The organism is Ignavibacteriales bacterium (genome assembly GCA_016709765.1).
Taxonomy (GTDB): Bacteria; Bacteroidota; Ignavibacteria; order Ignavibacteriales; family Ignavibacteriaceae; genus IGN3.
Map to the genome: position 1 here is coordinate 899,642 of JADJMD010000013.1, position 25,082 is coordinate 924,723.

29 protein-coding genes, 1 tRNA gene and 2 pseudogenes are annotated in these 25,082 nt (G+C 33.8%); 11 read left to right on the forward strand and 21 right to left on the reverse strand.

The window, feature by feature from the left end:
- Nucleotides 1-9 precede the first annotated feature (9 nt).
- Nucleotides 10-465: a hypothetical protein gene (locus tag IPJ23_13485; protein ID MBK7631689.1), complete on the reverse strand. Its 456-nt coding sequence runs from the start codon at nucleotides 463-465 to the stop codon at nucleotides 10-12.
- A 2-nt stretch (nucleotides 466-467) separates the two neighbouring features.
- Nucleotides 468-977, reverse strand: a complete 510-nt coding sequence (locus IPJ23_13490; protein ID MBK7631690.1) for a nitroreductase family protein — start codon at nucleotides 975-977, stop codon at nucleotides 468-470.
- A 148-nt stretch (nucleotides 978-1,125) separates the two neighbouring features.
- Here IPJ23_13490 and IPJ23_13495 point away from each other — a divergent pair, with 148 nt between their 5' ends.
- Nucleotides 1,126-2,112: a lytic transglycosylase domain-containing protein gene (locus IPJ23_13495; GenBank protein MBK7631691.1), complete on the forward strand. Its 987-nt coding sequence runs from the start codon at nucleotides 1,126-1,128 to the stop codon at nucleotides 2,110-2,112.
- A gap of 48 nt (nucleotides 2,113-2,160) precedes the next feature.
- On the opposite strand, the gene IPJ23_13500 is transcribed toward IPJ23_13495, so the two are convergent.
- The 3 genes from IPJ23_13500 to IPJ23_13510 form a co-directional block, all read right to left on the reverse strand.
- Nucleotides 2,161-2,823 (reverse strand): hypothetical protein, encoded by a 663-nt coding sequence (locus IPJ23_13500; protein ID MBK7631692.1) that lies wholly within the window; start codon nucleotides 2,821-2,823, stop codon nucleotides 2,161-2,163.
- Nucleotides 2,824-2,881: 58 nt separating this feature from the next.
- On the reverse strand, nucleotides 2,882-3,214 hold the full coding sequence (locus IPJ23_13505; protein MBK7631693.1) for a thioredoxin family protein: 333 nt from the start codon (nucleotides 3,212-3,214) through the stop codon (nucleotides 2,882-2,884).
- A gap of 115 nt (nucleotides 3,215-3,329) precedes the next feature.
- Nucleotides 3,330-3,815 (reverse strand): peptidylprolyl isomerase, encoded by a 486-nt coding sequence (locus IPJ23_13510; protein MBK7631694.1) that lies wholly within the window; start codon nucleotides 3,813-3,815, stop codon nucleotides 3,330-3,332.
- Nucleotides 3,816-3,924: 109 nt separating this feature from the next.
- On the opposite strand from IPJ23_13510, the gene IPJ23_13515 reads away from it, so the two are divergent.
- Nucleotides 3,925-5,118 (forward strand): L-serine ammonia-lyase, encoded by a 1,194-nt coding sequence (locus tag IPJ23_13515; protein MBK7631695.1) that lies wholly within the window; start codon nucleotides 3,925-3,927, stop codon nucleotides 5,116-5,118.
- Here the strand turns inward: IPJ23_13515 and IPJ23_13520 are convergent.
- The 4 genes from IPJ23_13520 to IPJ23_13535 all read right to left on the reverse strand — a co-directional run bounded on the left by IPJ23_13520 (nucleotide 5,115) and on the right by IPJ23_13535 (nucleotide 7,575).
- Nucleotides 5,115-6,005, reverse strand: coding sequence for a prolyl oligopeptidase family serine peptidase (locus IPJ23_13520; protein ID MBK7631696.1), 891 nt, complete (start codon nucleotides 6,003-6,005; stop codon nucleotides 5,115-5,117). The genes IPJ23_13515 and IPJ23_13520 overlap by 4 nt on opposite strands.
- Before the next feature lie 139 nt (nucleotides 6,006-6,144).
- Nucleotides 6,145-6,217 (reverse strand) — tRNA-Lys (locus IPJ23_13525).
- 275 nt (nucleotides 6,218-6,492) lie between these two features.
- Nucleotides 6,493-6,879, reverse strand: coding sequence for an STAS domain-containing protein (locus IPJ23_13530; protein ID MBK7631697.1), 387 nt, complete (start codon nucleotides 6,877-6,879; stop codon nucleotides 6,493-6,495).
- A gap of 201 nt (nucleotides 6,880-7,080) precedes the next feature.
- A complete protein-coding gene (locus IPJ23_13535; GenBank protein MBK7631698.1) occupies nucleotides 7,081-7,575 on the reverse strand; it encodes a c-type cytochrome in 495 nt (164 codons plus the stop codon).
- A gap of 274 nt (nucleotides 7,576-7,849) precedes the next feature.
- On the opposite strand from IPJ23_13535, the gene IPJ23_13540 reads away from it, so the two are divergent.
- Both IPJ23_13540 and IPJ23_13545 read left to right on the forward strand, forming a co-directional pair.
- The gene (locus IPJ23_13540) at nucleotides 7,850-8,215 is read left to right on the forward strand and encodes a hypothetical protein (GenBank protein ID MBK7631699.1); all 366 of its coding nucleotides are present in this window, start codon (nucleotides 7,850-7,852) and stop codon (nucleotides 8,213-8,215) included.
- A 258-nt stretch (nucleotides 8,216-8,473) separates the two neighbouring features.
- A complete protein-coding gene (locus IPJ23_13545) occupies nucleotides 8,474-8,647 on the forward strand; it encodes a hypothetical protein (GenBank protein ID MBK7631700.1) in 174 nt (57 codons plus the stop codon).
- A gap of 73 nt (nucleotides 8,648-8,720) precedes the next feature.
- On the opposite strand, the gene IPJ23_13550 is transcribed toward IPJ23_13545, so the two are convergent.
- A complete protein-coding gene (locus tag IPJ23_13550; protein MBK7631701.1) occupies nucleotides 8,721-9,869 on the reverse strand; it encodes a hypothetical protein in 1,149 nt (382 codons plus the stop codon).
- A 320-nt stretch (nucleotides 9,870-10,189) separates the two neighbouring features.
- Here IPJ23_13550 and IPJ23_13555 point away from each other — a divergent pair, with 320 nt between their 5' ends.
- Both IPJ23_13555 and IPJ23_13560 read left to right on the forward strand, forming a co-directional pair.
- Nucleotides 10,190-10,474, forward strand: coding sequence for a SemiSWEET transporter (locus IPJ23_13555; GenBank protein MBK7631702.1), 285 nt, complete (start codon nucleotides 10,190-10,192; stop codon nucleotides 10,472-10,474).
- Nucleotides 10,471-11,415, forward strand: coding sequence for an EamA family transporter (locus tag IPJ23_13560; protein ID MBK7631703.1), 945 nt, complete (start codon nucleotides 10,471-10,473; stop codon nucleotides 11,413-11,415). Before IPJ23_13555 ends, IPJ23_13560 begins: the two co-directional genes overlap by 4 nt.
- On the opposite strand, the gene IPJ23_13565 is transcribed toward IPJ23_13560, so the two are convergent.
- The 11 genes and pseudogenes from IPJ23_13565 to IPJ23_13615 all read right to left on the reverse strand — a co-directional run bounded on the left by IPJ23_13565 (nucleotide 11,412) and on the right by IPJ23_13615 (nucleotide 21,910).
- Nucleotides 11,412-11,873 carry a SoxR reducing system RseC family protein gene (locus tag IPJ23_13565; protein MBK7631704.1) on the reverse strand — a complete coding sequence of 154 codons (462 nt, stop codon included), beginning with the start codon at nucleotides 11,871-11,873 and terminating at the stop codon, nucleotides 11,412-11,414. The genes IPJ23_13560 and IPJ23_13565 overlap by 4 nt on opposite strands.
- Before the next feature lie 85 nt (nucleotides 11,874-11,958).
- Complete coding sequence (locus IPJ23_13570; GenBank protein ID MBK7631705.1) at nucleotides 11,959-12,813, reverse strand: RnfABCDGE type electron transport complex subunit B; 855 nt, start codon at nucleotides 12,811-12,813, stop codon at nucleotides 11,959-11,961.
- A 95-nt stretch (nucleotides 12,814-12,908) separates the two neighbouring features.
- A complete protein-coding gene (locus tag IPJ23_13575) occupies nucleotides 12,909-13,895 on the reverse strand; it encodes an FAD:protein FMN transferase (protein ID MBK7631706.1) in 987 nt (328 codons plus the stop codon).
- A 1-nt stretch (nucleotide 13,896) separates the two neighbouring features.
- Nucleotides 13,897-14,631 (reverse strand): NusG domain II-containing protein, encoded by a 735-nt coding sequence (locus IPJ23_13580; GenBank protein MBK7631707.1) that lies wholly within the window; start codon nucleotides 14,629-14,631, stop codon nucleotides 13,897-13,899.
- Nucleotides 14,632-14,734: 103 nt separating this feature from the next.
- A pseudogene (rsxA, locus tag IPJ23_13585) lies at nucleotides 14,735-15,306 on the reverse strand (electron transport complex subunit RsxA).
- 1 nt (nucleotide 15,307) lies between these two features.
- On the reverse strand, nucleotides 15,308-16,000 hold the full coding sequence (locus IPJ23_13590) for an electron transport complex subunit E (protein MBK7631708.1): 693 nt from the start codon (nucleotides 15,998-16,000) through the stop codon (nucleotides 15,308-15,310).
- Nucleotides 15,997-16,560 (reverse strand): FMN-binding protein, encoded by a 564-nt coding sequence (locus tag IPJ23_13595; protein ID MBK7631709.1) that lies wholly within the window; start codon nucleotides 16,558-16,560, stop codon nucleotides 15,997-15,999. The genes IPJ23_13590 and IPJ23_13595 overlap by 4 nt, the downstream gene beginning before the upstream one ends.
- Nucleotides 16,557-17,540 carry an RnfABCDGE type electron transport complex subunit D gene (locus IPJ23_13600; GenBank protein MBK7631710.1) on the reverse strand — a complete coding sequence of 328 codons (984 nt, stop codon included), beginning with the start codon at nucleotides 17,538-17,540 and terminating at the stop codon, nucleotides 16,557-16,559. Before IPJ23_13600 ends, IPJ23_13595 begins: the two co-directional genes overlap by 4 nt.
- A gap of 119 nt (nucleotides 17,541-17,659) precedes the next feature.
- A pseudogene (rsxC, locus tag IPJ23_13605) lies at nucleotides 17,660-19,004 on the reverse strand (electron transport complex subunit RsxC).
- A gap of 290 nt (nucleotides 19,005-19,294) precedes the next feature.
- On the reverse strand, nucleotides 19,295-21,397 hold the full coding sequence (locus IPJ23_13610) for a T9SS type A sorting domain-containing protein (GenBank protein ID MBK7631711.1): 2,103 nt from the start codon (nucleotides 21,395-21,397) through the stop codon (nucleotides 19,295-19,297).
- A gap of 24 nt (nucleotides 21,398-21,421) precedes the next feature.
- Entirely contained in the window at nucleotides 21,422-21,910 is a 489-nt protein-coding gene (locus IPJ23_13615) for a hypothetical protein (GenBank protein MBK7631712.1), read from the reverse strand.
- Nucleotides 21,911-22,087: 177 nt separating this feature from the next.
- Between IPJ23_13615 and IPJ23_13620 the strand changes: the two genes are divergently transcribed.
- The 5 genes from IPJ23_13620 to trxA all read left to right on the forward strand — a co-directional run bounded on the left by IPJ23_13620 (nucleotide 22,088) and on the right by trxA (nucleotide 25,080).
- Nucleotides 22,088-23,473, forward strand: coding sequence for an MFS transporter (locus IPJ23_13620; protein ID MBK7631713.1), 1,386 nt, complete (start codon nucleotides 22,088-22,090; stop codon nucleotides 23,471-23,473).
- Between the two features lie 141 nt (nucleotides 23,474-23,614).
- Complete coding sequence (locus tag IPJ23_13625) at nucleotides 23,615-24,004, forward strand: rhodanese-like domain-containing protein (GenBank protein ID MBK7631714.1); 390 nt, start codon at nucleotides 23,615-23,617, stop codon at nucleotides 24,002-24,004.
- Nucleotides 24,001-24,216: a hypothetical protein gene (locus tag IPJ23_13630; GenBank protein ID MBK7631715.1), complete on the forward strand. Its 216-nt coding sequence runs from the start codon at nucleotides 24,001-24,003 to the stop codon at nucleotides 24,214-24,216. Before IPJ23_13625 ends, IPJ23_13630 begins: the two co-directional genes overlap by 4 nt.
- Nucleotides 24,216-24,599 (forward strand): DUF302 domain-containing protein, encoded by a 384-nt coding sequence (locus IPJ23_13635; protein MBK7631716.1) that lies wholly within the window; start codon nucleotides 24,216-24,218, stop codon nucleotides 24,597-24,599. The genes IPJ23_13630 and IPJ23_13635 overlap by 1 nt, the downstream gene beginning before the upstream one ends.
- Before the next feature lie 118 nt (nucleotides 24,600-24,717).
- Nucleotides 24,718-25,080, forward strand: coding sequence for a thioredoxin (trxA, locus tag IPJ23_13640; protein ID MBK7631717.1), 363 nt, complete (start codon nucleotides 24,718-24,720; stop codon nucleotides 25,078-25,080).
- Nucleotides 25,081-25,082 lie beyond the last annotated feature (2 nt).

Consider the following 25,082-nt stretch of genomic DNA (forward strand, 5'->3'; position numbering starts at 1 on the left):
GTACTTAACTTAATCTTTTGGTAATTTAAATCTTACCCTTAAAACCCCATCTTCAAAACTTGTTGAGATGATTTGAAATTTATCTATTTCTTTTGTCGATTGAACATGAACTCCACTACAAGGGCAAGCATCATAATCGCCAATTTTAATTATGCGAATTGTATCACCGGCATCATCCGGTAATTGAGAGAGTTTAAAATTATTGATAGCTTCATCTCGCTTTAGAAATTCTTCAGTAACCGGCAAATCCTGCCTAATTACTTCATTTACTTTTTTGTTTATGGCCTCAACTTCTTCAACGGTTAGATTGCGATCAAAATGATAATCACATTTAGATTTTTTCTTTTCTATGTGATTGCTGAATGACCTTCCTTTGTTAAACATTCTAACCATAGTTTGATTTAAGATATGCTCGGCGGAATGCATTTCAGGATTATAATCCTTATTTGATTTTACTTCGTTCATATTTACCATTTATTGTAATGTATTTTTTCTTTTTTAAATCGTTCCTCAGCTGTTACTGTTTCATCAGGATATCCGAGCGAAATCAATGAAACCGGAACAATGTTTTCTGGTAATTTAAATTGTCCTTTAATCTTTTTATAAACATCATCCATTCCATGTATTGCAATCCAACAGGAACCGATTCCTAATCCGTGAGCTGCAAGCAAAATATTTTGTATTGACGCGGAACAATTTTGTAATAGCCAGCTTTCATTTTTTTCTATACCTACATCTCCGCAAACAAGTATTGCAGCAGCAGATTGTCTCAACATCTCAGCATAGTGGATTGAATTAATAGTTTCTATCAAAACATCTTTTTCATCTATTACAATAAATTGCCATGGCTGTAAATTCATTGCGCTTGGAGCGTACATTGCCGTTTTAAGAATTTTATCAATATTCTCATTACTGATTTTTTGGTCTTTGTATTTTCGTATGCTTCTTCTATTAAGCAATGCTTCTTGAACTTCCATAATTCTCCTTTTCATTGTGTTTCTCATTGTAAGGACTTTTTTTACAGAGAATTTCACTTATTATTTGCAAATATAACAACACTTCTTTTTGTCTTCGTAATGGGTGCACATTTTTTTATTATGCGGCACAAAATTAAAAGGTTAAATGATGAACATTTTATTACGACTAAAAGAAACTATTAACAAAAAGACAAATACCTATTACTTTTTAACTGGAATATTAACTGCCATAGGATTGTTATTTATTGCAACTAACCTATTCTTTACACATAATTCAAATCAAATAGTTGATGAAAATGAAATAGGCAAGTTTCCTCAAGAATACAAAATCATTTCGCCCAAAATCCCTGACAACATTACAATTTTTGGAGAAGGCGTTCCATTAGAAAATTTTGAAGTTTATGAAAGAGTTGACCGCGAAATTTTGGTAAACACTTATTGGCATTCGGCTACAATACTGGCAATTAAAAGAGCCAACAGATGGTTCCCAATTATAGAACCAATCTTAAAGCAAAACAATATTCCTGATGATTTTAAATATCTAGCAGTCGTAGAAAGCAATTTAGAAAACGTTGTTTCCCCTGCGGGAGCAACCGGCTTCTGGCAGTTTATCAAATCTGCATCAAAGCAGTATGGATTAGAAGTAAATGATGAAGTTGATGAAAGATATGATGTTGAAAAATCCACATTTGCTGCTTGTAAATATTTAAATACTGCTTATCAAATGTTTGGCAACTGGACTATGACCGCTTCTTCTTACAACGCGGGTATCAGTGGAATTGATAAATGGAGCGGTTTACAAAAAACTACCAACTACTGGAATTTGGTACTTGGTTCAGAAACCTCTCGTTATGTTTCAAGAATAATTGCAATGAAGTTGATTATGGAAAATCCTGCTCTTTACGGTTATGATATAAATGAATCTGATTTGTATGCGCCACTTAAATATAAAGAAGTTGAGTTAAATACAGCTGTTACAAATTTTGCAGATTATGCTGCGTCGCGTGGAATAAATTACAAAACTCTAAAACTTTATAATCCCTGGTTGCGCGATACAGAATTAAAAAATAGAAGTAGTGTGGTGTATAAAATTAAGGTTCCGGAAGAAGGAAGTATAAATTTGATTAAAGAATAAATTTATTTATTTAAAATTTTTCTAATCAGTTTAGCAAAACAAAATTTTTTAATTTCCAGAAAGTTTTGTAACAACTCCGCTGTTGCTGTTTATCCACAGCACTAAAGACTTATTGCTTGAATTAAAGTTCACAATCCAATCTGCTGAGTTATTTACGGCTAATGTAGTATCGATTGATTTGCTTGGCAAAAGGAACATATCAATTTTACACCCTGTGTTTTGTGAAAGAAAAATGTTTCCTCCGTGAACAAGTGCCGTGTCTATTGTGGCGGGACTATCTTTATAATTTGCGTTGGGATCAATTGCCAGTGTTGAAAGTCTATTAAAAACCCGCCCTAAAATATTTTCGGCAGTGCTGTCTTTTATAAAAGATAACATTGTTGAAAAGTTTATCGGTGATTTAATAGGTCCCGCAGCAAATACTGGCAAATAAAACTCATTACTTTGTAATTGATTTGACTGCACAACATACACAAATGCATTATTTGTTTTCAGCAGGTCAACCCGACCTAATAAGTCTACATTCCAGCCATAAATTGCGGAAAGCTTTGCATCGGTTGAAAAGTCTAATCTTGCTTTTTGCAGCACATCATTTATTTTTTCTTTCGCAGTTATGTCGCTATCGACTCCAAGATTTGGCTCTGTTGCTTTTTCGCATCCAGCAAAGTAAACAGCTAATAATAAAACAATTGTTAAAAATATTTTTTGCATTTGTATCTCCTTTTACTCTCACTAGTCGCAGGTTTGATCCTGCTTTAAAAATCCATTATTAGAACATCATTTTATAATATCTGCTAATCTGTTCCCACAATTCTTGAAGATGTACATTGCGCGATATGCGAATTGTTTCTTTACCTTCAAAATAAACAAGTATCGTTGGAACAGAGAAGACGGAAAGCTGTCCGGATATTTCTTTTGCTTCGTTTAAATCAACATAACAAAAATTGATTTTGGGAAAATCAATTTTAATCATTTCTAAAACTTTTGGTTTTAATACTTTGCACACATTACATTCCGGAGTGCTTAAGTAAAAGCAAACTGCATTGTGTTTACTTATCTGAGTTTGAAACTCGGAATAAGATACAATTGATAGAATATCCATAATCCAAAGACGCTGTAAGTAAAAAATAAAAAAGAGGACTGAATAGTTTCAATCCTCTTAAAAATAGTTTTTGAATTAATTGTTTAATTGTACATTGTTAATTGATAATTGTACATTAATGATGGTGTCCGCCAACACCATGAACGTGCCCATGAGAGAGTTCTTCAACAGTTGCATCTCGAACATTCAGCAATTCAATATCAAAATTTAAATTTTTTCCAGCAAGAGGATGATTAAAATCAACAGTTATTTCTTCACCATCAACATTAGAAATAACAAACGGCATCTGAACGCCATCGGGATTGCTTGCCATATATTCCATTCCTACTTCTAAAACAAAGTCTTCAGGAAAATTTTCTTTTCCCACAACCTGAACGGCATCATCATTATAGTTTCCGTAACCATCTTTAGCCTCTAATTTTAGGTTTTTCTTTGATCCGATCAGCATTCCATTTAAAGCTTCTTCCAGTTTTGGTAAAACCATATTTGTCCCAGAAATATATGAAAATGGTCCGCCGTTATCAGTGGAATCTAGAACATTTCCGTGATCATCGGTTAGTGTAAAATTCATCGTAACAACTTTGTTTTGTTCAATCGCCATTTGTTTTCCTAATTAATATTTATTGATATTGAATAATAACTATTCCTTAAAAGAATTTAAAGGTCATAATATTTTGTAAATTTGATATTAATTAATAAAAGCATAAAACATGGAATCAATAAAAGAAATTTTCAGAATAGGGAACGGACCTTCAAGCAGCCATACAATGGGACCCAAAAAAGCTGCTGAAATTTTTAATAAACAAAATCCTGAGGCAATTTCATTTGCGGTTACGCTGTTTGGAAGTCTTGCTGCAACTGGAAAGGGTCATCAAACGGATGTTGCTTTGGTTGATGTGTTTAATCCAAAATTAGTTTTTATTGATTGGAAACCTGAAACATTTCTTCCAAAACATCCGAATGGAATAACTTTTAAAGCTTTAGATTCGCTCGAAAATATTTTAGGAGAATGGACTGTTTACAGCGTCGGAGGAGGAAAGATTACCGATTTTGAGCAAGATGAAAATGAAAATAATGTTTATGAAATTTCAACAATGAAAGATTTAATCAGCTGGTCCAAAAAATCCGGTAGAAGTTTTTGGGAATATGTTGAACTGACAGAAAGCAATGAAATATATGTTTACTTAAGAGATGTTTGGACTGTAATGCAGGATTCTATTAAAAGGGGAATTGATACAGAGGGAATTTTACCAGGCGGATTGGGCTTGGCAAGAAAAGCTTCTTCATATTTTGTAAAAGCAAAAAATTTTAGTGGGTCGTTAAAAGGAAAAACACTAATATTCTCTTACGCTCTTGCCGTTACGGAAGAAAATGCAGCCGGTGGAAAAATTGTTACCGCGCCTACTTGCGGCTCAAGCGGAGTTGTACCTGCTGTTTTAAAATATTTGCAGGAAAGCTTTTCTTTTTCTGATAACAAAATTTTACGTGCTCTTGCCACTGCCGGATTAGTTGGAAATATCGTTAAAGAAAATGCTTCAATATCCGGAGCTAAAGTTGGATGCCAGGGAGAAATTGGAACAGCGTGCGCGATGGCTTCTGCCGCAGCAACTCAATTACTTGGCGGAACTCCTTTTCAAATAGAATATGCCGCAGAAATGGGAATCGAACATCACCTTGGTTTAACTTGTGATCCTATTAATGGGTTAGTGCAGGTTCCGTGTATTGAGCGAAATGCTTTTGCTGCCGAACGAGCTTTGAACACTTCAACATTTGCTCTTTTGTCAGATGGAAGACATCTTGTTTCGTTTGATAAAATTGTGAAAACGATGAATCAAACAGGGCACGATTTACCAAGCATCTACAAGGAAACTTCCGAAGGAGGAATGGCTTTGCTTGATATTTAGTGTTTGGGATTGTTCTTAAAAAATTCCCAAATCAAATCTGTAGCAAAAACACTTTTAACCGGATTATCTGCAAACCTTCTTATCTTTTCTCCACCGGGCCAGGAATGACCTCCGCTAAACATTTTGTACAAAACAATTTCCGTTCCGTTGTTGTTTTTATAATTGGTTTTTTCGAATGCAGAGCTTTCTGATTTGTTCATCAAAAAACATTTGTACCTGTTTATCCACATATTAACAGTTGTTTCAATCGGAAGTTTTTCAACATCAACTAAAGATTTTTCCCCAACTCCGCCATTGTAAGGAATGTGTTCATCATCTGCACTGTTAAAAATGATAAATGAAACTTCGCTATTATTTTTGCACATAGTTGTATCAAACATACATCCCGCAACAGGTGCAACTGCTGCAAATTGTTCGGATAGTTCACACGCAATCAAATAGCACATCATTGCGCCGTTTGAATGCCCTGTTGCATAAATTCTTTTTTGATCTATGTTGTATTTAAATTTTATTTCTTTTAAAACTGCTGAAATAAAATCGACATCATTAATATCTTTTTTATCTGCATAGCCGCAGCAATTCCAGGTATTCCATGTTAAAAGCTTTTTATCAAACGAGCCTGTTCCGTATGGATAAACAACAATAAATTCTTCTTCATCTGCTTTTTTAGAAAATTTTGTTTGCTGCGCTATCAAATCCGGATTGCCCAATCCACCATGAAAAACAAAAACTACTGGATATTGCTTTTGATAATTAAATCCAAGTGGAAGATGAGTTTTATAATATCTATCGCGCCCATAGATCATTAAAGTATCTTCAACGTCTTGTGCATTAACAGAAAGCAAAAGTGTTGTAAAATATAATATTGTGTAAATAAGTTTTCTCAAAATCATTTCTCCAAAAGGATTAAAAAGTTCTACAGATTTAGTCTTCAAAAGCTGTGCAAGTATTAAACTGATTTAAAAGTAAAAAACCCTTGCTATTCAAGGGAATTTTTACACAAAAGCTGTTAAAGTTTCTCATTTGTACACCCGAGGGGACTCGAACCCCTGACCAATAGATTAAGAGTCTACTGCTCTACCAACTGAGCTACGGATGCGTGGCAAAAATAAAGAAAAGCCATAGTTTCTCAAAGTTTGGTTTTGGAATTGTTAATGATTTGACTGTTTTAAAATAAAAAGACCGCATTAACTGCGGTCAATAAAAATATATTTGATTATAGTTATTTGCTTAATTAAATAATTTACTGATTTCTTTCCTCTCTTCTTTCACGGCAATTTTCCACAGCGAATAACAAAAAGCGATTATCACTACAAATACAACTGATAAAATTAATGTTTCCATACTTCTCCCTTTTATTTCTCTACTTGATATCTAAGCAAAACTATCTAATGCTTCTTGCCTGTTTCGGTACAAATTAAGTACCCCGTATAAACCTGTTATTTTAAAAAGATATAATGCCGATGGCTGTGGTATAACATACTTAATTTCACCGCTGCGTTCAGCCATTTTTTTAAGAATTACAACCAAGGCACCAAGAAAAGTGGAATCGATATACTCACAACTACTAAGATCAATTATAATCTTTTCATTGTTCATTAAAATATCGTAAACAAGTCTATCCTTAAATTCCTGTGCTTCTTTAAATGTGGCTCTCGAAAAATTAACCTTTTCAATTAGTACATTTCCAACAACCTCTTTTGTAAAATCTTCAAAATCCATTTGTATTCCTTGATACGCAGCTGGTGTTCCGTGCAACATTATTTTATCCAATATATAGTTTATAAAACTCTTTTATACGCTATAACAAATACAAGGCCAAATAGTTTTATATTAAAAATCAACTAAAAACTAATGTTACATCTGACCAAACATATTTTAGTGTACAGATTTAGCCATAATCAATTGAATCGTAATGAAGCAAAAAAGAATCCCTGCCACATTTTGAGCAGGGAATTCACTTCATTTTAAAGCAGACAATTGATCTGGGCTTAACGGATTTGGGACTTTATTATTAACAGGTTTAAGCGATTTGAGATAATTAAATATTGCTTTAAGATCCTCATCTGACAGTCTCCCGATGTTTTCCCAGGGCATTGGGGGCAAAATTGGTCTACCTGCACCAAGATGTTTTCCTGTCCTCATAGCATTTACAAACATTTCTAATTGCCAGGTTCCTATTCCAGTTTCATTATCAGGAGTTAGATTCGCGGCAAAAGATGCGCCCCAAGGGCCAACTGTTCCTGTTATATCTTGTGTAAATAAGACCCATTTACCCGGTTGAACCAAATTCATATCTACTTGCGGTAAGGGATTTTCTGCAGGATAACCTGCCAAAAATCTTGTTGTATCTGGTTGGGGGCCTTGCGGACCAAATATCTTGGTAGTATGACAATCAGTACATCCACCAACAGCAACTAAAAACTTACCGCGCTCAATTAATTCTGATTTCGTCATTTCTGTTTTCTGTTGTTCTTGCACACATCCTACCGATAAAAGGGGTAAAATTGTTATAATTAAAATAAAAAAATACTTAAAAAACACATTTTTCTTCATATAGCCTCCTAATGAATGTTAATAAATTATTGGTGCACTTTTTGTAAAAAGTACTTGGCAAATTTTGCATCATTGTTTGCTATTTGAAAATTATTTTATGTGTGCGGTTATTTTTAGGTGATGAGTGTTGCGAAATGACAATTAACTGGATCTATAAAAAATATAAGGCCTAATTATGAAAAAATTATTAATCTTTGTTGTTGTAATGGTTGCTGGATATTTTGTTTATGATAATTTCCTAAAGGAAAAAGATGCGGTTGAGATTAATGCATCTTACAATAAAACAAGAGAAGCAGTAAATATTGATGCGCCATCAATTCAGCCACGTGATTTTGCAAGTTACACTGGAACAATTAAGAACATCACTGATGAAACTTTAATAAACATAGTTGTAACTTATTTAATTGATGCGCAACCTTCCACTGCCAATATAGATAGACTTGAACCTGGAGAGGAAAAAAACTTTACAACAACAACTGTAATGTTAAGACATATGGATCCAGGACATTATTTAAAAGAAGTTACTTATGATGGAAAATAAATTTATTTGATTTAATTTTTTTCTTTCATATAAAAATTTTTATGTTCTCCTTTAGATATGAAAGACTTGTTGATTGTGATTTAATACAAAATATTTTAAAACTGTAATATGTTATTACAGTTTTAAAATATTCTATCCGTTTTGATGAAAAATTAATTTTAAATTTTTCATGTTCCTTCCATTTATAGATTAATCTTTTTAGTTTACTCCCACTAATTTTTTAATACAATAAAAAATGTTTTTCGTACGCTTATGGATATGAAAAAGAAAAAATCCAAAAAGACACTTCAAGCGAATCCAAATCAGTTAAACTTTGAATTTTTATTTAAAGAAGCATCTATTGATGTTCATATCCCAAAATCAGCAACTACTGTTTTTAACGCTCACTTTACGACACCTAAAAGATTGACAATTAGATTAGCTGAAAGCTAATCCAAGATTTTATTTTAAAATAAAAAAACCATGGTGTTACCATGGTTTTTTTGTTTATACCCGTTATTAAAAATTATTTTTTATCTAAAATATTTTTTACTGCTTTATCAATCCATTTTTCCAATAGTGGTGCAAGTGTTTCACCACTAAGCACTAAAGCCTGATTTTTAGGGGTTAAAAAGATTGTTTCGCCAGCAGCATTTTCAGAATCAATTTTTGTCTTTAACCATTCAGAAAGTCGTTTTAACCAAAGTTCTCTATCTTTTTCCCTAACATCACCTTCGAATACAATTAGCTCTTCTTCTTTAAATACACATCTAACTTCATTGAATTTAAACTTCTGTCCATCTGCTCCAATATGATTGAATAACGAGTTTGATAAGTAATTGACTTTATATTCACCAACTGCCTGATCAATATCTTTCCAAACTTTTGCAACCGGATCTTTATCCACCTTAACAGGTGGATTTACCTGGCATAAATTATACTGATTGAATAAAAATTCCAAAAACTGAGATACTTCAAATAACTTTTGATTTGTATCCAACGTATCCCATCTTTTTCTAGCATTTGTTAATCTTTTATTTTCTGCAGAAGTTAAGTTGGAATAACCTTCTTTAACATTTTGTAGATTTGCCCATTTTTCTAAAGGATTATCTTGATATATCCAGCTGTTTGACGCAATCCAATTTTGTGTATCGCTATCAAGCGCATCTGTAAAGAAAGAGAAGTAATTTGAATCAACAGAGTTGGTTAATCTATATTGTGCAAAAACTGATTTAATAAGTTTAACGGCTTTTTTCTGATCATCAACTACACCAACCGAATTAATTGCTTTATTTATTGATTCTTCACGAATGCTTCTTGTTGTTACCGAATTTGAAGTATCAAGCCATGACAAAAATGAAATTGGTGTTTCGGTTCTGCTGATTTCACCTATCATATTTACACAACTTAATAGAAGATATGTACGTAAAGCAGATAATTCATACGTTTCGTTTGAAGCGTTAATCCATTTAGATATATCATCATCAGAAAGTGATTTTGATAGATTAACTCTTTTTAAAACAAACTGAAGTTTATTCTGTAAAGAGGTTTCTGCTTTGCTCCAATTTGGCAGTTCAGTTGGAAGCACAATTTTACTTACAATCTTTTCAAGATCTGTATCAAAATCATCAGCAATTTTATTTTTTACTACTTCTTTTGTTAATTGGTCTTCCACTTCGTTTCCTCAATTGGTTATATAAATTATGTAATGAGTTTCTTTGAATTATATCTACAAAATGCTTTTCTTTACAAGAAAAAGAATAAATCTAATTTTTATCAGATTTATGCAATAATTATTCCATTTGACTATTGAGAATCCGTTGAAATTTCAAAGATCGAAAAAGGTTGAAAAGTAAGTTTTTGAATTGAAAGCGTAATTTTTACTCATGACTTCATTGTGGCTATTTTTAGCCACAACATATAAGTCCCAATGGTTTTAAAAGAAATATTTCCGCTTTTATTTATAAGTTTACTCCACAAAATAAATTGAGAAATATGGAATCATATTTAGGTTATTTAGCAGCTTTTTGCACAACTGTAGCTTTCATTCCGCAAGCAGTTAAGGTTTACAAGACAAAACACACAAAAGATATTTCGCTTGGAATGTTTTCATTATTGAATTTTGGTTTTGTTTTTTGGCTGATATACGGAATTATGCTGGATTCCTACCCCATAATTTTAGCTAACGCAGTTACTATAATTTTTGCAGTTTATATTTTAATCATAAAATTAAGGTTGGATGTATTTCAATCTACAAAAAATATTCGAGATAGTTTTTGAACAAAGTAAATCAAACAGAACATTCCTCGACTTTTTTTTCATCACTCGTTGTAATAATCGCAGCATCACTCTGGGCTGTTGATGGAATAGTTTTACGCCCCTCTTTATACAGTTTACCTGTTACACTAGTTGTGTTTGTTGAAAGTACGATTGTTGCATTAATACTCGCTCCTTTTTTTACAAAATATATTTCGGTGATAAAAAATCTAACCCCTAAAGATTGGCTTGCGTTTATTGGCGTTGCATTATTTGGCGGTGCAATTGGAACAATGGCAATTACTCGCGCATTATTTTATGTTGATTTTGTTAATCTTTCAATTGTTGTTCTCATCCAAAAAATGCAGCCTATTTTTGCAATTGCCTTGGCTGGAATAATTTTAAAAGAAAAATTAAAACGTGAGTTTTTTATTTGGGCTGCAACAGCAATTTTAGGTGCTTATATAATGACTTTTGGATTTAATTTCCCTAATCTAAATACAGGTGATAAAACAACAATTGCAGCTTTATTTGCTTTGTTGGCAGCAGCAAGTTTTGGATCTTCAACAGTATTAAGCAAACGTGCTCTGCGTAATGTTAGTTATGAAGTTGGAACTTTTTTAAGATTTTCTTTAACAGCATTAATAATGTTAACAATTGTTTTATCCTCTGGAACAATTTATTCTGTTTCTCAAATTTCAGTAAATCAAATTTGGATATTTTTAATAATTGCTTTTACAACTGGTGGACCCGCAATTTTTCTTTATTATTATGGATTAAAAAAGATTAGCGCTTCTATTGCTACAATTTGTGAACTCGCATTTCCTTTTGTTGCTGTTGTACTCGAATATATTGTTCACGGGAAAATTTTATCACCAGTTCAATGGATTGGCGCAGGATTTTTACTTATTAGTATTTTGAAAATAAGTGGGCTAAAAGTTTGGGACTGGAATAAAGAAAATTAGTTTTGATTTGCTTTAGAACTTACAAAAATTATTTCTGGATAATTATTAGAACTCCATTTTTCCTTCTTCCCAATCATCCAGAAAATAAAGAGATAACTGGTTGCTAAGACAAACGAAAAGAATGTTGAGTAAATTTCTTTGTTTTCATGAAAAACATTCATTCCAATAATCAACCCGAGTAGAAGAAGTACCAATGGTATTCCATAAATAATAAAAGAAGCGCTAATCAACTTGCTTCCTTTAATCATCACTTTAACTTTATCTCCAACTTTAACTCCAAAAGGATCTTTTACGACTAAACTTCTTTCATTTGAGCTACCAGGTTTACAATAAAGCTTTGCAGTGCATTCTTCGCATTGATCAGAATTTGAAATTACAATTGTAGCAATTCCATCTTTTGATTCTTTAACTATTCCTTCTTCGTAAAGTTCTTCTGTATACATTTCTTGATTTGTCATTTCCACGAAAGTGGGAATCCACTTTTTAGTTAAATCCAAGATTCCCGTTCCTACCTACCGCGGGCAGGTTCACGGAAATGACGTTTTAACTTACCTTTATCTCTATTTTTTCTTCTCTTAAAATTTCCGCAGCTCTTTCCGGATGAATTAACTTTATGGCACCTGTTTTACATTTGTCAATTGGAATTTTACTAAGATCAAGCGTATCGTAATTTATTTCAGGTAAAAAGTCTCGCATCTCAATTCCGCCATCGGATTTGCGCGCACAGATTCCGCAGCCAAAACAAGCAACATTACAAACTTCTTTTGATCTTTTAGGATCATCATGATTTTTACAGAATACAAATAACTCTCTGTCTTCGGGATGAATTTCAATTACTCCACGTGGGCAAGCTTCAACACATTGCCCGCAACCTGTACAAAGCTCTTCTACAACAACGGGCAAACCATTTTCATTCATAAATATTGCACCAAACTGACAAGCATCAACACAATCACCGCCACCTAGACAACCATACAAACACATTTTATCTCCACCTGCAACAATTGTTTTTACAGAGCAGCTTTGTGGACCAAGATATTCAACTCCTTCTTTTGTAACAGCTTCAATATTGCCGCCGTTACACAGAATTCTTGCAACAAGCTTAATACTTGCGGAACTTTCCATTCCCATTATTCTGGCAATTTCATCTACAACATCTTGTCCGCCAACAGGGCATCCAGTTATTTTTGCTTCACCGTTAACAACTTTAACTGCAAAATCATAACAACCTGCATTACCACAAGCACCGCAGTTTGCGTTTGGAAGAATATCATTTATTTCAGCAATTTTAGGATTTTCTTCAACACGCAATTTTTTGTCTGCAAAGGCAAGAGCGCCGGCAAAGATAAATCCCAGTCCGCCCATAGTGGTTATTGCTATTATTAATGTATAATCCATTTTATTTTCCTTCTGCTTTGTCATGCTGAACTTGGTTCAGCATCTTTCAAATTCATCAAAGATCCCGAAACAAGTTCGAGATGACCCCTAAGTAATTACATTAAAAACTTTTTAAACCCAGTCGAGTAAAATATTTTTCCTTCAGAATCAATTATCATTCCTTCGGTATCTATTAGACTTTCTATCAACTTCATTCCTTGATTTTTTCCCATCACAAAAACTGCAGTCGCAAGTGCATCTGCGAAAGCGTTGGATTTACTTATTATCGTTACACTCTGCAATCCTTTTGAGGGATAACCAGTTTTAGGATCAAGTATGTGATGATAACGAATCCCATCTTTTTCAAAATACTGTTCATAATCTCCGGAAGTTGCAACTGTATAATTATTAAGTTTTAATTTTTTAATAATCGAATTTGTTTCTCTAGGATGTTGAATACCAACAACCCAATTATTACCAAGTGCGCTAATCTCACCGCCAGCATTTACAAGAGCTTCTTTTAATCCTGATTTTCTAAGAACATTCATTGCTTTATCAACAGCGTAACCTTTTGCAATCGCCCCAAAGTTTAGTCCAACTATTCCTGTTTTTATAACCTGGTTATTACCAACAGCTTTAATTTTCTGCCATCCACTTTTAATTAATGCCGAATCAATTTCTGATTGAGACGGCAAATGTGGATTATCAGAATCAAACCCCCAGGTCTTTGTGAGATCATCAAGACTTACATCAAAACATCCATCAGAAATTTTTGTGATTGAATCACAAAGAACAATTAAACTAAAGATCTCAGGATCAACAGAGATAATTGAATCTGTTGAATAATTTATTTTCCATACAGGGCTTTCTTCATTATAAGTTGTAAACAAATCATCTATTCGTTTTACTTCAGCAAATGCTTGTGTAATTGCATCTTCAGCTTTTTTTTCGTCATCATCTCGGACTTGAATATCTACAACAGTTCCAAGAAGAATTTGAGTGTATTTAATTGTTTTGGTTTCATTATCATTGTTCCTGGCAATGAAAAACCCAATAAAAAAAAGAACGATTACCAAAACACCATATGCAATTGCATTTTTCAAATTAGACTAAAACTACTTTCACTAATACTTTGTTTGGCGCACAAGCTATTACATTTCCAACTCCACTAGCAACAGTATGCTTACAAATTCCATGTCTGCAAGTTGAAGTATGAACTTGTGCAATTCCATTTTCTATCTTAAAACCTGTTTTACCTAGCGGACCATCAACAAAAACATTTTTATAATTTTTATTTAACGATATTCTATCAACCAAACCTCTTTCATTCTCAATTACAATTTCTTTTCTGTTTGATTTAAATATTGAAGAAATTAAATCGCTTTCATTGTACTCTGCTGTAAAGAAATATTGTGCTTTTTTATTTTTTATATTTCTTCTGATGTTTTCTAATGCAGAAGTAAAATCATCTAAAGCATAAATAGAATTATTCCCATCGCTTACTATAACATCCGAATCAATTTGCTTGTCTAATCTTTTAATTCTGTAAATAATTGATCCATTAGTAGAAAATGATTGTTTGTTTGCTTGTAAATCAAACCTATTGATTACTTCTCCAATTTTTGAATCAGAAATTACAATCGGCTGTGAATTACTTTTTACTTTATTCTTAAATACTGAAACAAGATTGTTTATTACTTGTTCGTCTGCTGGGATAAACCCGTGCACCGCATAATAAACAGATTTAGAATTACCAGTTAACTTGCCTGTTGTGTATCCAGCACCGAGTGCAACAGAAGTTAGACCGGCAATCTTTAAAAAATTTCTTCGTGATATCATTTTATCCTCAATAATAAATTCAGTTTAATAAGTCATGCTGAACTTGTTTCAGCATCTCAAAGATTTAAATAGACCCCGAAACAAGTTCGGGATGACTAAATAATTAAATCATTCCCGCAAAGCCCATAAAAGCTAGTGCAAGAATTCCAGCTACAATTAATGTAATCGGCGCACCCCGAAATGGTTTTGGAACATCTGCCAGTTCAAGTTCTTCTCTTATTCCTGCCATAATTACCAAGGCAAGCGTAAATCCGGCCCCTGCGCCAAATCCAAAAATTACACTTTCTAAAAAGTCATAACTTCTCATTGATGCTAAAAGTGCTAAACCAAGAATTGCACAGTTAGTCGTTATCAATGGAAGAAAAATTCAAGCGCTCTGTAAAGCGGCTGAGAAACTTTTTTGATCACCATCTCAACAAACTGAACAAGTGCGGCAATAACTAAAATGAAGGATGGAATTTGTAAAAATTCTAATTTGTACGGAACAAGAATCAAATTATAAAGAAGCCAGCTAACAATTGCCGTTAGTACCATTACAAATGTTGTGGCCATTCCCATTGAAATAGCGGAAGAAGTTTTGTTTGATACTCCGATGAACGGACAAATTCCAAGAAAGTATGATAGAACAAAGTTGTTAACTAATGCTGCTGAGATAAAAATTATTAGTAATTCCATTTTATACTCCAGCCTCTTTTAAAACTTCTTCTGTAATTTCTTCTCTTCCGGATCTTTTATATTGAGCAATTAAAGATTCACGTTCTAAATTTTTCTTTCTTTCGATAAACATATTCGCAAACCCCATCATCAAACCAAGGGTTAAAAATGCTCCAGCCGGTAAAATCATTATTAACCAGGGTTCAAATCCATTTGGTAAAACCTGAAAACCCATAATTGTTCTTGATCCGATTATTTCTCTAACACTTCCGAGCACAAAAAGTGAAATTAAAAATCCAGCGCCGTTTCCAAGCGCATCTAAAACTGATCTTAACGGATTATTTTTTGACGCAAAAGCTTCTGCTCTGCCTAGAATAATACAGTTTACAACTATAAGTGGAATGAAAGGACCGAGCGCTTTACTTAACTCCACAAACTGAGCTTTCATTACAAGATCTACAATTGTTACAAAGGTTGCTATGATAACAATGTATGATGCTATTCTAACCTGGTTAGGAATCCATTTTCGTACAAGCGAAATAAGCAAACTTGAAAATACAAGAACAAAAGTTGTGGCAAGCGCCATTGCAATTCCATTTATAGCTGAAACAGTAACAGCAAGTGTCGGACACATTCCAAGTATTTGCTTAAAAACTGGATTTGTTTCCCACAAGCCTTTTGTAAATTCTCTTAGGAGCGATACTTGTTTTTTCATTTTAATGCTCCTTTGTTCTCAAGTTCTTTCAACTTGCCCACTCCTTCATTTACAATTGCCACAACAGAGCGTGATGAAATTGTTGCGCCGGTTATTGCCTTAACTTCATTTGGATTTGATGGTTCAACTCCTTTTATGAGCTTGATTGTTGGGGCAGGTACTAATCCTTTGTACTGATCTTTATATGGCGGCTCAAGAATTTTTGTTCCAAGCCCGGGAGTTTCTGATTGCTCAAGCACTTCGATCGAAGTGATTTTGTTTAAATCTTCAGCAAGGCCAATCATCAATTTAATTTTTCCCTGAAAACCATTTCCGGAATAAACGAGTGAATATCCGACTGATGAATCTGCTTGATTAAAAACTTTATAAACTTCAAATCCTGAGTTTTTAATTTCTTCGTATCTTTTTCCATCAAGATGAACAAGATAAATAGCTCGTTCTGTTTCGGCTTTTTGATTAGCTGCGATCTTTGGTGCCGCCCAGTTATTAACCAGCGACAACGATCCGCCGGCAATGATTCCAATAATTGTCAGTGCTGCAACAATGTGAGTTACTTTCATTTCTTCTCCTCCTTAACAGCACCAAAAATTCTTGGAGTTGTATATCTGTTGATAAGAGGAACAAATCCATTCATAAATAAAATTGAGTACATAACTCCTTCGGGTAAGCCGCCGTATATTCTGATTACTATTAACACGAGAGAAATTCCTAATCCAAAAATCCACATGCCTTTATTTGTAATTGGGGATGAGACCCAATCAGTTGCCATAAACATTGCACCGAAAAGAAAACTTCCTGCAAAGATGTGGAAAAGCGGAGAAGGGTTTTGCGGATTGATTAACCAGAATATTCCGCCAAATAAAAACATTCCGATAATCATTGAAAGTGGAATTCGCCAGTTAACAATTCCAACTGCTATTAAAAATATTCCACCAAGCAAAACAGCTATTGCAGATGTTTCACCAAGTGAACCGCCAATATTTCCAATCATCAAGGGAGTTTGTGCTGTTAAAATTTTATCAAACTTAAATGCGGCCAGCGGAGTTGCGCTTGTAACAGCATCAACAGCAAAGTTTGGCTGAGTCCAGGTTGTAATCTGTACAGGAAAAGCAGCTTGCAAAAAAGCTCTTCCTACTAAAGCAGGATTAAAAATATTATATCCCAATCCGCCAAAAATCTGCTTGCCTAATCCAATTGCAACAACGGAACCAATTGCAGTTGCTGATAAAGAAAAATTAGGCGGCAATGTTAAGGATAAAAGCAAACCTGTTAATGCTGCACTGCCATCAAACCAGGTAACTTGTTTTTTTCGTATTGATTGAATTGCGGCTTCTGTACCAACAGAAAAAATCACAGCCGTGATCATTATTACAGCCTGGTAAATTCCAAAGAATACCAATGCTGATGCAATGCAGGGAACGAGTGCAAGATTAACAAACCACATCACTTTTGATGTTGACCACTTTGAATGCAAATGAGGTGATGTTGTTAAATCAAAGTGTACTGTTTTTTTTGTTTCTGTAATTGTAGCTGTTTCCATATTTTTTTTGATGTCATCACGAGTCCCGGGACAGCGGGAGGAAGTGATCTGTCATTATTTTAAATAACCTAATTTTATTTAAAGATTGCTTCACCGACTAAAGTCGGATTCGCATTGACTTACTTAGTTGCAGCTCTTTCCTTCTGCAAGTCTAAAACTTTTTGTTTGCCTAATCTTATCCACTGAACAAGAGGAATATTTGCCGGACAGGTGTAAGCACAAGTTCCACATTCCATACAAACCGTTACTCCTGCTCCTTCCGCATCTTCAAATCTGTTTAGTTGTGAATATCTTGCAAGCTTTGTCGGCATTAAATTTAATGGACAAGCGCCAACACACTGGCCGCATCGCAAGCAGGGCGTTTCCGGGTTTTCTGCAACTTCATCTTTTGTTAAAACTAAAATTCCAGATGTTGCTTTCATTACAGGTGCATAAATCGAACTGTGCAACGCCCATCATTGGGCCACCGACAACAATTTTTACTGCGTCTTCTGTTACTCCGCCGCAATAATCAATTACACTTTGAATTGAAGTACCAACAGGAACAATTAAATTTTTTGGATTCAGTATCCCTTTTCCGGAAACTGTCAATGCTGCCGTAATTAAAACTTCGCTTTTAACTATGGCATCGTGGATAGCAATTGCAGTTCCGATATTTTGAATAACGGCACCAACATCCATAGGAAGTTTGCCCGGAGGAACTTCTTTACCTGTTACGGCTTTAATCAACATCTTTTCCGCGCCTTGCGGGTATTTTGTTTTTAATGATACAACTTCTAACCCGGGCTCAAACTTAATTTTGTTTGATAATAACTCAATCGCTTCTGGTTTGTTATTTTCAATTCCAATTACTCCGCGTTTAACATCAAGAGCTTTCATTATTAATTTTAATCCTGATATCAAATCATCCGGGCGTTCAATCATAAATCTGTAATCGCGGGTAAGATAAGGTTCACACTCACAGCCATTAAGAATCACCACATCAATTACTTTATCCTTAGGCGGAGTAAGTTTAACAGATGTTGGAAAAGCTGCGCCGCCCTGTCCAACAATTCCACAAAGTGCTACTCTTTCTCTAATTTCATCGGGAGTAATTGCTTCAGGATTAAGACTTGGTAAAAGAAATTCTTTGGTTATTGATTCAGATTCTATCGTCCCATTTCGTTTTATTACAATTGAATCTTTTGGAAATCCGCTTGAAGTTTGTTCTTTGCCAACGCTCATAACTTTTCCTGCAACAGAAGAATGAACCGGAGCAGAAATAAATCCCTCTGCACTTGCAACAAGTTGCCCAACTGTAACTTCATCACCTTTTTTAACTTGTGCAGAAGCTTCTTTACCAAGATGCTGCGAAAGTGGAAGAATAATTTGATCGGGCAGCGGAAAATATTCAAACTTAAGGTGCTCAGTTAGTTCTTTATATTCTTTGGGATGAACCCCACCATGAAACGTTTTTGAACTCATAAACAATCAATTCTACAAAGTTTTACAATTAGCAACATTGAATAAATAATAAATTAAAGCACAACGTTTTTTCTAAAAGTATGCCACTCAATTAAATATAAATGTTGTGTTTAAGTTGATAAAACGAAATTATTGATTGTTAATTGCAAAATGAATTTTGCCAAATAATGGAAATAAAAACGTGTTTTCTAAGAAATGAAAAACGCCTCATCGGCGAGGGTTTAATTATAAATGCTCAACGTTCAATTAAATATTAAAACATTGAGCATTTAGTCTTAATGATTCAAAAATTATTTTAATAACATAAGTTTTTTAGTTTGAGTAAAACTGCCTGCCTTTATTTGGTAAAAATAAACTCCACTTGCTAGTTGTGATGCGTTAAAGTTTACTTCATACCTACCTGCAGATTTTTCTTCGTTCACTAATGTTGAAACTTCTCTTCCAAGAATATCATAGATTTTTAGTGAAACAATTCCTGCTGTTGCAATGCTGTAACTTATTTTTGTAGTTGGATTAAATGGGTTTGGATAGTTTTGGGATAAAGAATAATTATCTATCCAATTATCTATTGTTTTGATGTTTGTGATTCCAGAATTTGTATTTTTTAGAACTAGACTATTTTGTCCAGTTATCCAGCCTGTATTAGAATCCGAAAAAAATAATGAGGTTAGTGTTTCTAATGGAAAACTTTCAGAATTCCATGTGTTCCCCTGATCAGACGAAAAGAATATTTTATTGAGCGATATGGCGACATAATCTCCATTGTTGTTTATAGAGATTTCTATAATTCTGGCACCATTAATATTTCCAGGTATTGACAGGATATTTGACCATTGTTCACCATTATCAGAACTTTTATAAATTAACATTTCTATTCCGCTAGGACCAGATTTACCGCCACTAATAAGAATGACATTGTTTGTTTTTGTAATAGCATAAAGTGCCATCGAATCAGTTGAGAATTTGTTTTCCCAACCGATTCCATAATCCGTTGATTTAAGTAAGAGAGGAGTAAAACTTGAATTATCATAACCGCAAATCCACAAGTCATTATTATCATCTTTAATAATTTTACTAAACTGATTTGATGTGGGTTGTATTATATTTATCCAATTATTTCCCCCGTCCGTAGTTTTTAAAATTGTACCATTCAAACCGACAGCAAAAACGGTATCAGTACCAGTCGAGCTAATTGAATTAAGTTTGGTTGTCACACCAGATACTTGCGTATTCCAATTTGATCCGCCATTAGTAGATTTAATAATATTCCCGTTGTTACCAACGGCCCACCCAAAATTAATATCGGCAAACTCAATATCATTAAAAGTGTTTATTACAGGCGCTATTGTGCTTGTCCAATTATCACCAGAATCTAATGTTTTAAAAATTAATCCATTACTTCCGGTTAACCAGCCTACTTGAGAGTTTAGAAAAAAACCGTTTGTTAAATTTGATTCTAAATTTCTTGACCATAATATCCAATTTGTACCACCATCTGTACTTTTTAGAATTGTTCCTTTATTACTAATAACCCAGCCGTTATTTTGATCTGAGAAATTGATGCCCGTAAGCATTTCCGTTGTTGGTGTTGTTATGCTGTTCCAGTTCGTTCCTCCATCTGATGTTTTAACAACTACTCCATTAAACCCAACAGCCCAGCCAGTGTTTTGGTCAATCATAAATATTGAGTTGAATTGTGTTGTCGTGTTGGATGTTTGATTCGTCCAACTCTGTCCACCATTTGTGGTTTTAGAGATTTGCCCACCACTTCCAACAAACCATCCGATATTTTCGTCAATAAAAAAAGCATCTAAGTAGAAAGAAGCAATATTGTAAGTAACCCAACTATTACCCGAATTAGTAGTTTTTAAAATTTCATTTTGGCCTGAAACCCATCCAGTTGTGTCGTTGATAAAATATCCACATTGAAGAAAATTAGTTGATGGAACATTTTTTACATTCCAAGTATCGCCTCCATTATTTGAAACCAATATTCTTTTTTCTTGGCCGGTTATTGCAATTCCTTTTTGTGAATCAAAAAATCGGATTTCATATATCTGATCTGGTGAGTTAGGATTCTGATCAACCCAATCTTCACCACCATTAGTAGTTTTAATGATTATCCCATTCCCAGACATCCAGCCTATTGAGCTATTAATAAAACATACTGAATACCAAAGATCATTATGCCCATTAATATTTCGTTTTACTTCCCAATCCATTCCATTATTTGTGCTTTTAATAAACGCTCCAAAGCTGGAAATAAAAACATCTTCAGTTCCTACTAGGTTTATACCTAATAATGCATTTCCGTAAGGGCTAGGTAAATGCTGTGCCCATTGGGCAAAAATGATAGTTGATAGAACAAAGGTGAGTAAAAGTACTTTTTTCATAATGCTCCCCTGTGAATATAAGTTTTATTTAACAGCACTCCACAAATTTTTCTTCTTAACACCGAATGAAACAATTTTTGAATCAATAGGAACTTTGAATCCGCACAATAAAGATCTTGCTTTTGTTTTTACAGGAAAGTTATCGCTAAAGCATAAGTTGTGCGCTTTAGAATCCTGATCTTCACTGCCGTCTTTAGTTAGATATGTTGAAACAATTCCTTCTCCCTTTAAACCGGAACGATATTCGTTTCCTTTATCATCCTTAAGAGTAATGCTCATTGTATATTCAGCACCCATTTGAATACTCTTATCAGAAATATTTTCAATTGTAATATCTGCAACTAAAAATTTGCTGCCGCTTTTTGTATCGGAATCCTTAAACTCAATAAGTCTGTGTAATTTAATTTTAACTTCACTGTTTTTTAATTCAGATATTACCGCGTTTTTGTTTTGCGCTAAACCCATAGAAAATAAAGTAGTTACTAGTAGGAGTGTTATTAAGTGTGTTTTCATAAAAATCTTTTTTATTGCCTCTGTATGTTTAAAAATATTTCTCTTCAATTTCAATTTATTTAATTGTAAGGAACTAACGGATTAACAATTATCGTTCCGAGAATGGAATTAGATTATGGCTTTAATTTAAGTATTTATAAATATACAGGCCTGTTTTTAGCTCACAAATGAAGAGTAATGAATACACAAGTAAACTCAGTTTTAATAGACAAGCTGCAACTCCGATTTAAAGAGATAAAGTTTTTGTTACTAAAAATCATCATAACTAAATTGCGCGCAATATTTTTTAAAGGCATCGTTGTGGATATTAAAAACAAACTACAAGATCTAAAATCCGGTTTTCATAAAACATTCTGGGTGGCAAATGTAATGGAGTTGTTTGAGCGACTTGCTTACTATGGTCAGCAAATTGTTTTTATGATTTACATGCGTAATGATCTTGGTTTTACAGAAGCAGAAGCGGGACAGCTTTCCGGGATTTTTGGCGGTTTGATTTATCTGCTTCCTATTCTTGGTGGAACTCTTGCTGATAAATGGGGATTTAGAAAAGCTTTTAATATTGCGTTTACAATTCTCGGCCTTGGATATTTTCTTATCGGCTCAGTTGGAATGTCATCTTTTTCGGGTGTGTACGGAAACTTTAACCAATACTGGTTGTTAATGTTATTCTTAGTTTTTACTGCTTTCGGAGGATCTTTTATCAAACCATCTGTACTCGGAACCGTTGCAGTTACATCAACACCTGAAACAAAATCACTTGGCTTTGCAATTTATTACTGGCTGGTAAATGCCGGCGCAATGATTGGACCAACAATTGCATACTTTGTACGCGATAGCTTTGGTAACCAATATGTTTACATAGTTTCATCAATCAGTTGTTTTGCAATGCTGATTGTAAACATACTTTTATACAAAGAAGTTAAATCACCCGCCACGGATGTTGTTGAATCTTTTGGAAAGAAAATTGAAAACTTATTTGTTGTACTTGCAAATTTTAGGTTTATGATTTTTCTTTTAATCTATTCTTTGTACTGGATAATCTTCTGGCAGGAATTTATAATCGTACCTTATTACATAACAGATTATATAAGTGCTTCCGCACCTTATGAAATTATTCAATCGTGGGCCGGTGCAGGAGCAATTATTCTTTTACAAATTCCATTAAATAGATTGACGAAAAATCTACCAACCTCTAAAGCAATCTTATACGGGTTTGCATTTTCAAGTTTGATATGGGTTATCATCGGAATTTACCCGAGCATACCAACTATCGCGGCAGGAATTGTTGCTTTTGCGATTGGTGAAATGGTGCAGGCTCCAAGATATTACGAGTATATTTCTGATATCGCTCCTGCAGGACAGCAAGGATTGTTTCAGGGTTATGCGTTCCTTCCAATAGCAATTGCAAGATTTGTCGGTGATCCACTTGGCGGTTGGCTGTACCAATCTTCAAAAGCGGCGGGCAAACCGGAACTTGTATGGTTTGCGTTAATTGGGATTGGTGTACTTGCAACAATTTTAATGTGGCTTTACAATAAATTTTTAGCTGTAAAAGAAGCATAATTGCTTTTTCATAATTGGTGATTGGCAAATTCGTTAACCGATCACCAATTTTTGTATGTTATTTCCACATTTTAGATCACAGCAAACTCTGAATCCTTTTCTTAAATTTCTTATCAAACTAAACAGAAAAAATTAAGGCTTATGGCAACTGAACAAATTTTATTATACGCGGTTATTGCTCTTATTATCTATTATGTGGGTAAAAAGTTTTATTTGATTAAATCTATAAAACAATATTCACCAGTTGATGCTTCAGCAAAAGTTAAAAAAGAAAGAAATGTTGTTTTTCTTGATGTAAGAACGGATAAAGAAAGAAAACAAAGTTCTATAAAAGGTTCTTATCACATTCCTGTAACTTCTATAAAAGACAGGGAACAGGAATTAAAAAAGTTTAAAGATGCAGAAATAATCTGTTACTGCCAGACCGGAAGCCGAAGTTTAACAGCCGCATCTAAACTAAAAAAAATGGGATTTAGCGCAAGTAATTTAAGTGGAGGAATGGTTCGTTGGAACTCATCAGGCTTGAGATAGTTTGGAAATGGGCTAAACGCATTTTACCAGTTGTTGGTGGTGCTATAGCTGGATATTCATATTATTATTACATTGGATGCGATCGAGGATGTCCAATTTCAGGCAATCCATTTATAAGTGTTGCTTATGGTGCGTTTGCGGGATTTCTATTCATCGACTGGAAATCCATCTTTAACAAAAATAAAGAAGAAGAAACAAAGGAAATCAAGTAATGCAATACGGTTTTAACAAAACAACTGATTACACATTTGAACAAGCAATTGAAAAAGTAACTGAAGAACTTAAAAAAGAAGGCTTCGGTATTCTTACTACAATTGATGTGAAAGAAACGTTGAAGAAAAAAATTGATGTTGATTTTAAAAAGTACACAATACTCGGTGCTTGCAATCCAAAACTTGCCCACAGTGCTTTGCAAGTTGAAGAAGAATTAGGGTTATTGCTTCCATGCAACGTAATTGTTTATGAAAAAGAAAACAAAACGGTTGTATCTGTTTTTGACCCAAACATTATGGCTCACATAATTGATAATCCGGATATGAAAGCAGTTGCACAAGAAGTAAAAAATAAATTACAAAGAGTATTAGAGGCTGTGTAAATTTGACAGTCATTCCAGCGAATGCTGGAATCTGGCACACTAAATAGATTCCGGATCAAGTCCGGAATGATAAAGTAGAATTAAATAAAAATAAAAAATCATAAGAAAGGCAAACTAAATGACAGAGCAATTAACAAAAGAAACTTTTTTAACTAAAGTATTTGATTACGAAAAAAGTCAAGATTGGAAATTCAACGGTGAACTTCCTGCAATTATAGATTTCTGGGCCCCATGGTGCGGTCCTTGCAGAATGGTTGGACCGGTTCTAGAAGAATTATCAGAAGAGTATAAAGGAAAAGTAAACATTTATAAAGTTAACACAGATGAAGAGCAGGAACTTGGTTCTGTGTTCGGTATCAGAAGCATTCCTTCAATACTTTTTGTACCAACTACCGGGCAACCTAAAATGGCGGTTGGCGCTTTACCGAAAGAATCAATAAAAGAAGCTATAGAAAAAGAATTATTAGTTTCTGTTTCTTAATT

Bases quoted from the DNA above. Each gene is read 5' to 3' on its own strand.
- IPJ23_13615 (MBK7631712.1), bottom strand. From the start codon at position 21,910: ATGAAAACACACTTAATAACACTCCTACTAGTAACTACTTTATTTTCT.
- IPJ23_13500 (MBK7631692.1), bottom strand. From the start codon at position 2,823: ATGCAAAAAATATTTTTAACAATTGTTTTATTATTAGCTGTTTACTTT.
- IPJ23_13505 (MBK7631693.1), bottom strand. From the start codon at position 3,214: ATGGATATTCTATCAATTGTATCTTATTCCGAGTTTCAAACTCAGATA.
- trxA (MBK7631717.1), top strand. From the start codon at position 24,718: ATGACAGAGCAATTAACAAAAGAAACTTTTTTAACTAAAGTATTTGAT.
- IPJ23_13530 (MBK7631697.1), bottom strand. From the start codon at position 6,879: ATGTTGCACGGAACACCAGCTGCGTATCAAGGAATACAAATGGATTTT.
- IPJ23_13600 (MBK7631710.1), bottom strand. From the start codon at position 17,540: ATGGAAACAGCTACAATTACAGAAACAAAAAAAACAGTACACTTTGAT.
- IPJ23_13635 (MBK7631716.1), top strand. From the start codon at position 24,216: ATGCAATACGGTTTTAACAAAACAACTGATTACACATTTGAACAAGCA.
- IPJ23_13510 (MBK7631694.1), bottom strand. From the start codon at position 3,815: ATGGCGATTGAACAAAACAAAGTTGTTACGATGAATTTTACACTAACC.
- IPJ23_13565 (MBK7631704.1), bottom strand. From the start codon at position 11,873: ATGACAAATCAAGAAATGTATACAGAAGAACTTTACGAAGAAGGAATA.
- IPJ23_13495 (MBK7631691.1), top strand. From the start codon at position 1,126: ATGAACATTTTATTACGACTAAAAGAAACTATTAACAAAAAGACAAAT.
- IPJ23_13620 (MBK7631713.1), top strand. From the start codon at position 22,088: ATGAATACACAAGTAAACTCAGTTTTAATAGACAAGCTGCAACTCCGA.
- IPJ23_13610 (MBK7631711.1), bottom strand. From the start codon at position 21,397: ATGAAAAAAGTACTTTTACTCACCTTTGTTCTATCAACTATCATTTTT.
- IPJ23_13490 (MBK7631690.1), bottom strand. From the start codon at position 977: ATGGAAGTTCAAGAAGCATTGCTTAATAGAAGAAGCATACGAAAATAC.
- IPJ23_13545 (MBK7631700.1), top strand. From the start codon at position 8,474: ATGAAAAAGAAAAAATCCAAAAAGACACTTCAAGCGAATCCAAATCAG.
- IPJ23_13595 (MBK7631709.1), bottom strand. From the start codon at position 16,560: ATGAAAGTAACTCACATTGTTGCAGCACTGACAATTATTGGAATCATT.
- IPJ23_13515 (MBK7631695.1), top strand. From the start codon at position 3,925: ATGGAATCAATAAAAGAAATTTTCAGAATAGGGAACGGACCTTCAAGC.
- IPJ23_13590 (MBK7631708.1), bottom strand. From the start codon at position 16,000: ATGAAAAAACAAGTATCGCTCCTAAGAGAATTTACAAAAGGCTTGTGG.
- IPJ23_13535 (MBK7631698.1), bottom strand. From the start codon at position 7,575: ATGACGAAATCAGAATTAATTGAGCGCGGTAAGTTTTTAGTTGCTGTT.
- IPJ23_13485 (MBK7631689.1), bottom strand. From the start codon at position 465: ATGAACGAAGTAAAATCAAATAAGGATTATAATCCTGAAATGCATTCC.
- IPJ23_13540 (MBK7631699.1), top strand. From the start codon at position 7,850: ATGAAAAAATTATTAATCTTTGTTGTTGTAATGGTTGCTGGATATTTT.
- IPJ23_13555 (MBK7631702.1), top strand. From the start codon at position 10,190: ATGGAATCATATTTAGGTTATTTAGCAGCTTTTTGCACAACTGTAGCT.
- IPJ23_13580 (MBK7631707.1), bottom strand. From the start codon at position 14,631: ATGATATCACGAAGAAATTTTTTAAAGATTGCCGGTCTAACTTCTGTT.
- IPJ23_13625 (MBK7631714.1), top strand. From the start codon at position 23,615: ATGGCAACTGAACAAATTTTATTATACGCGGTTATTGCTCTTATTATC.
- IPJ23_13570 (MBK7631705.1), bottom strand. From the start codon at position 12,813: ATGGATTATACATTAATAATAGCAATAACCACTATGGGCGGACTGGGA.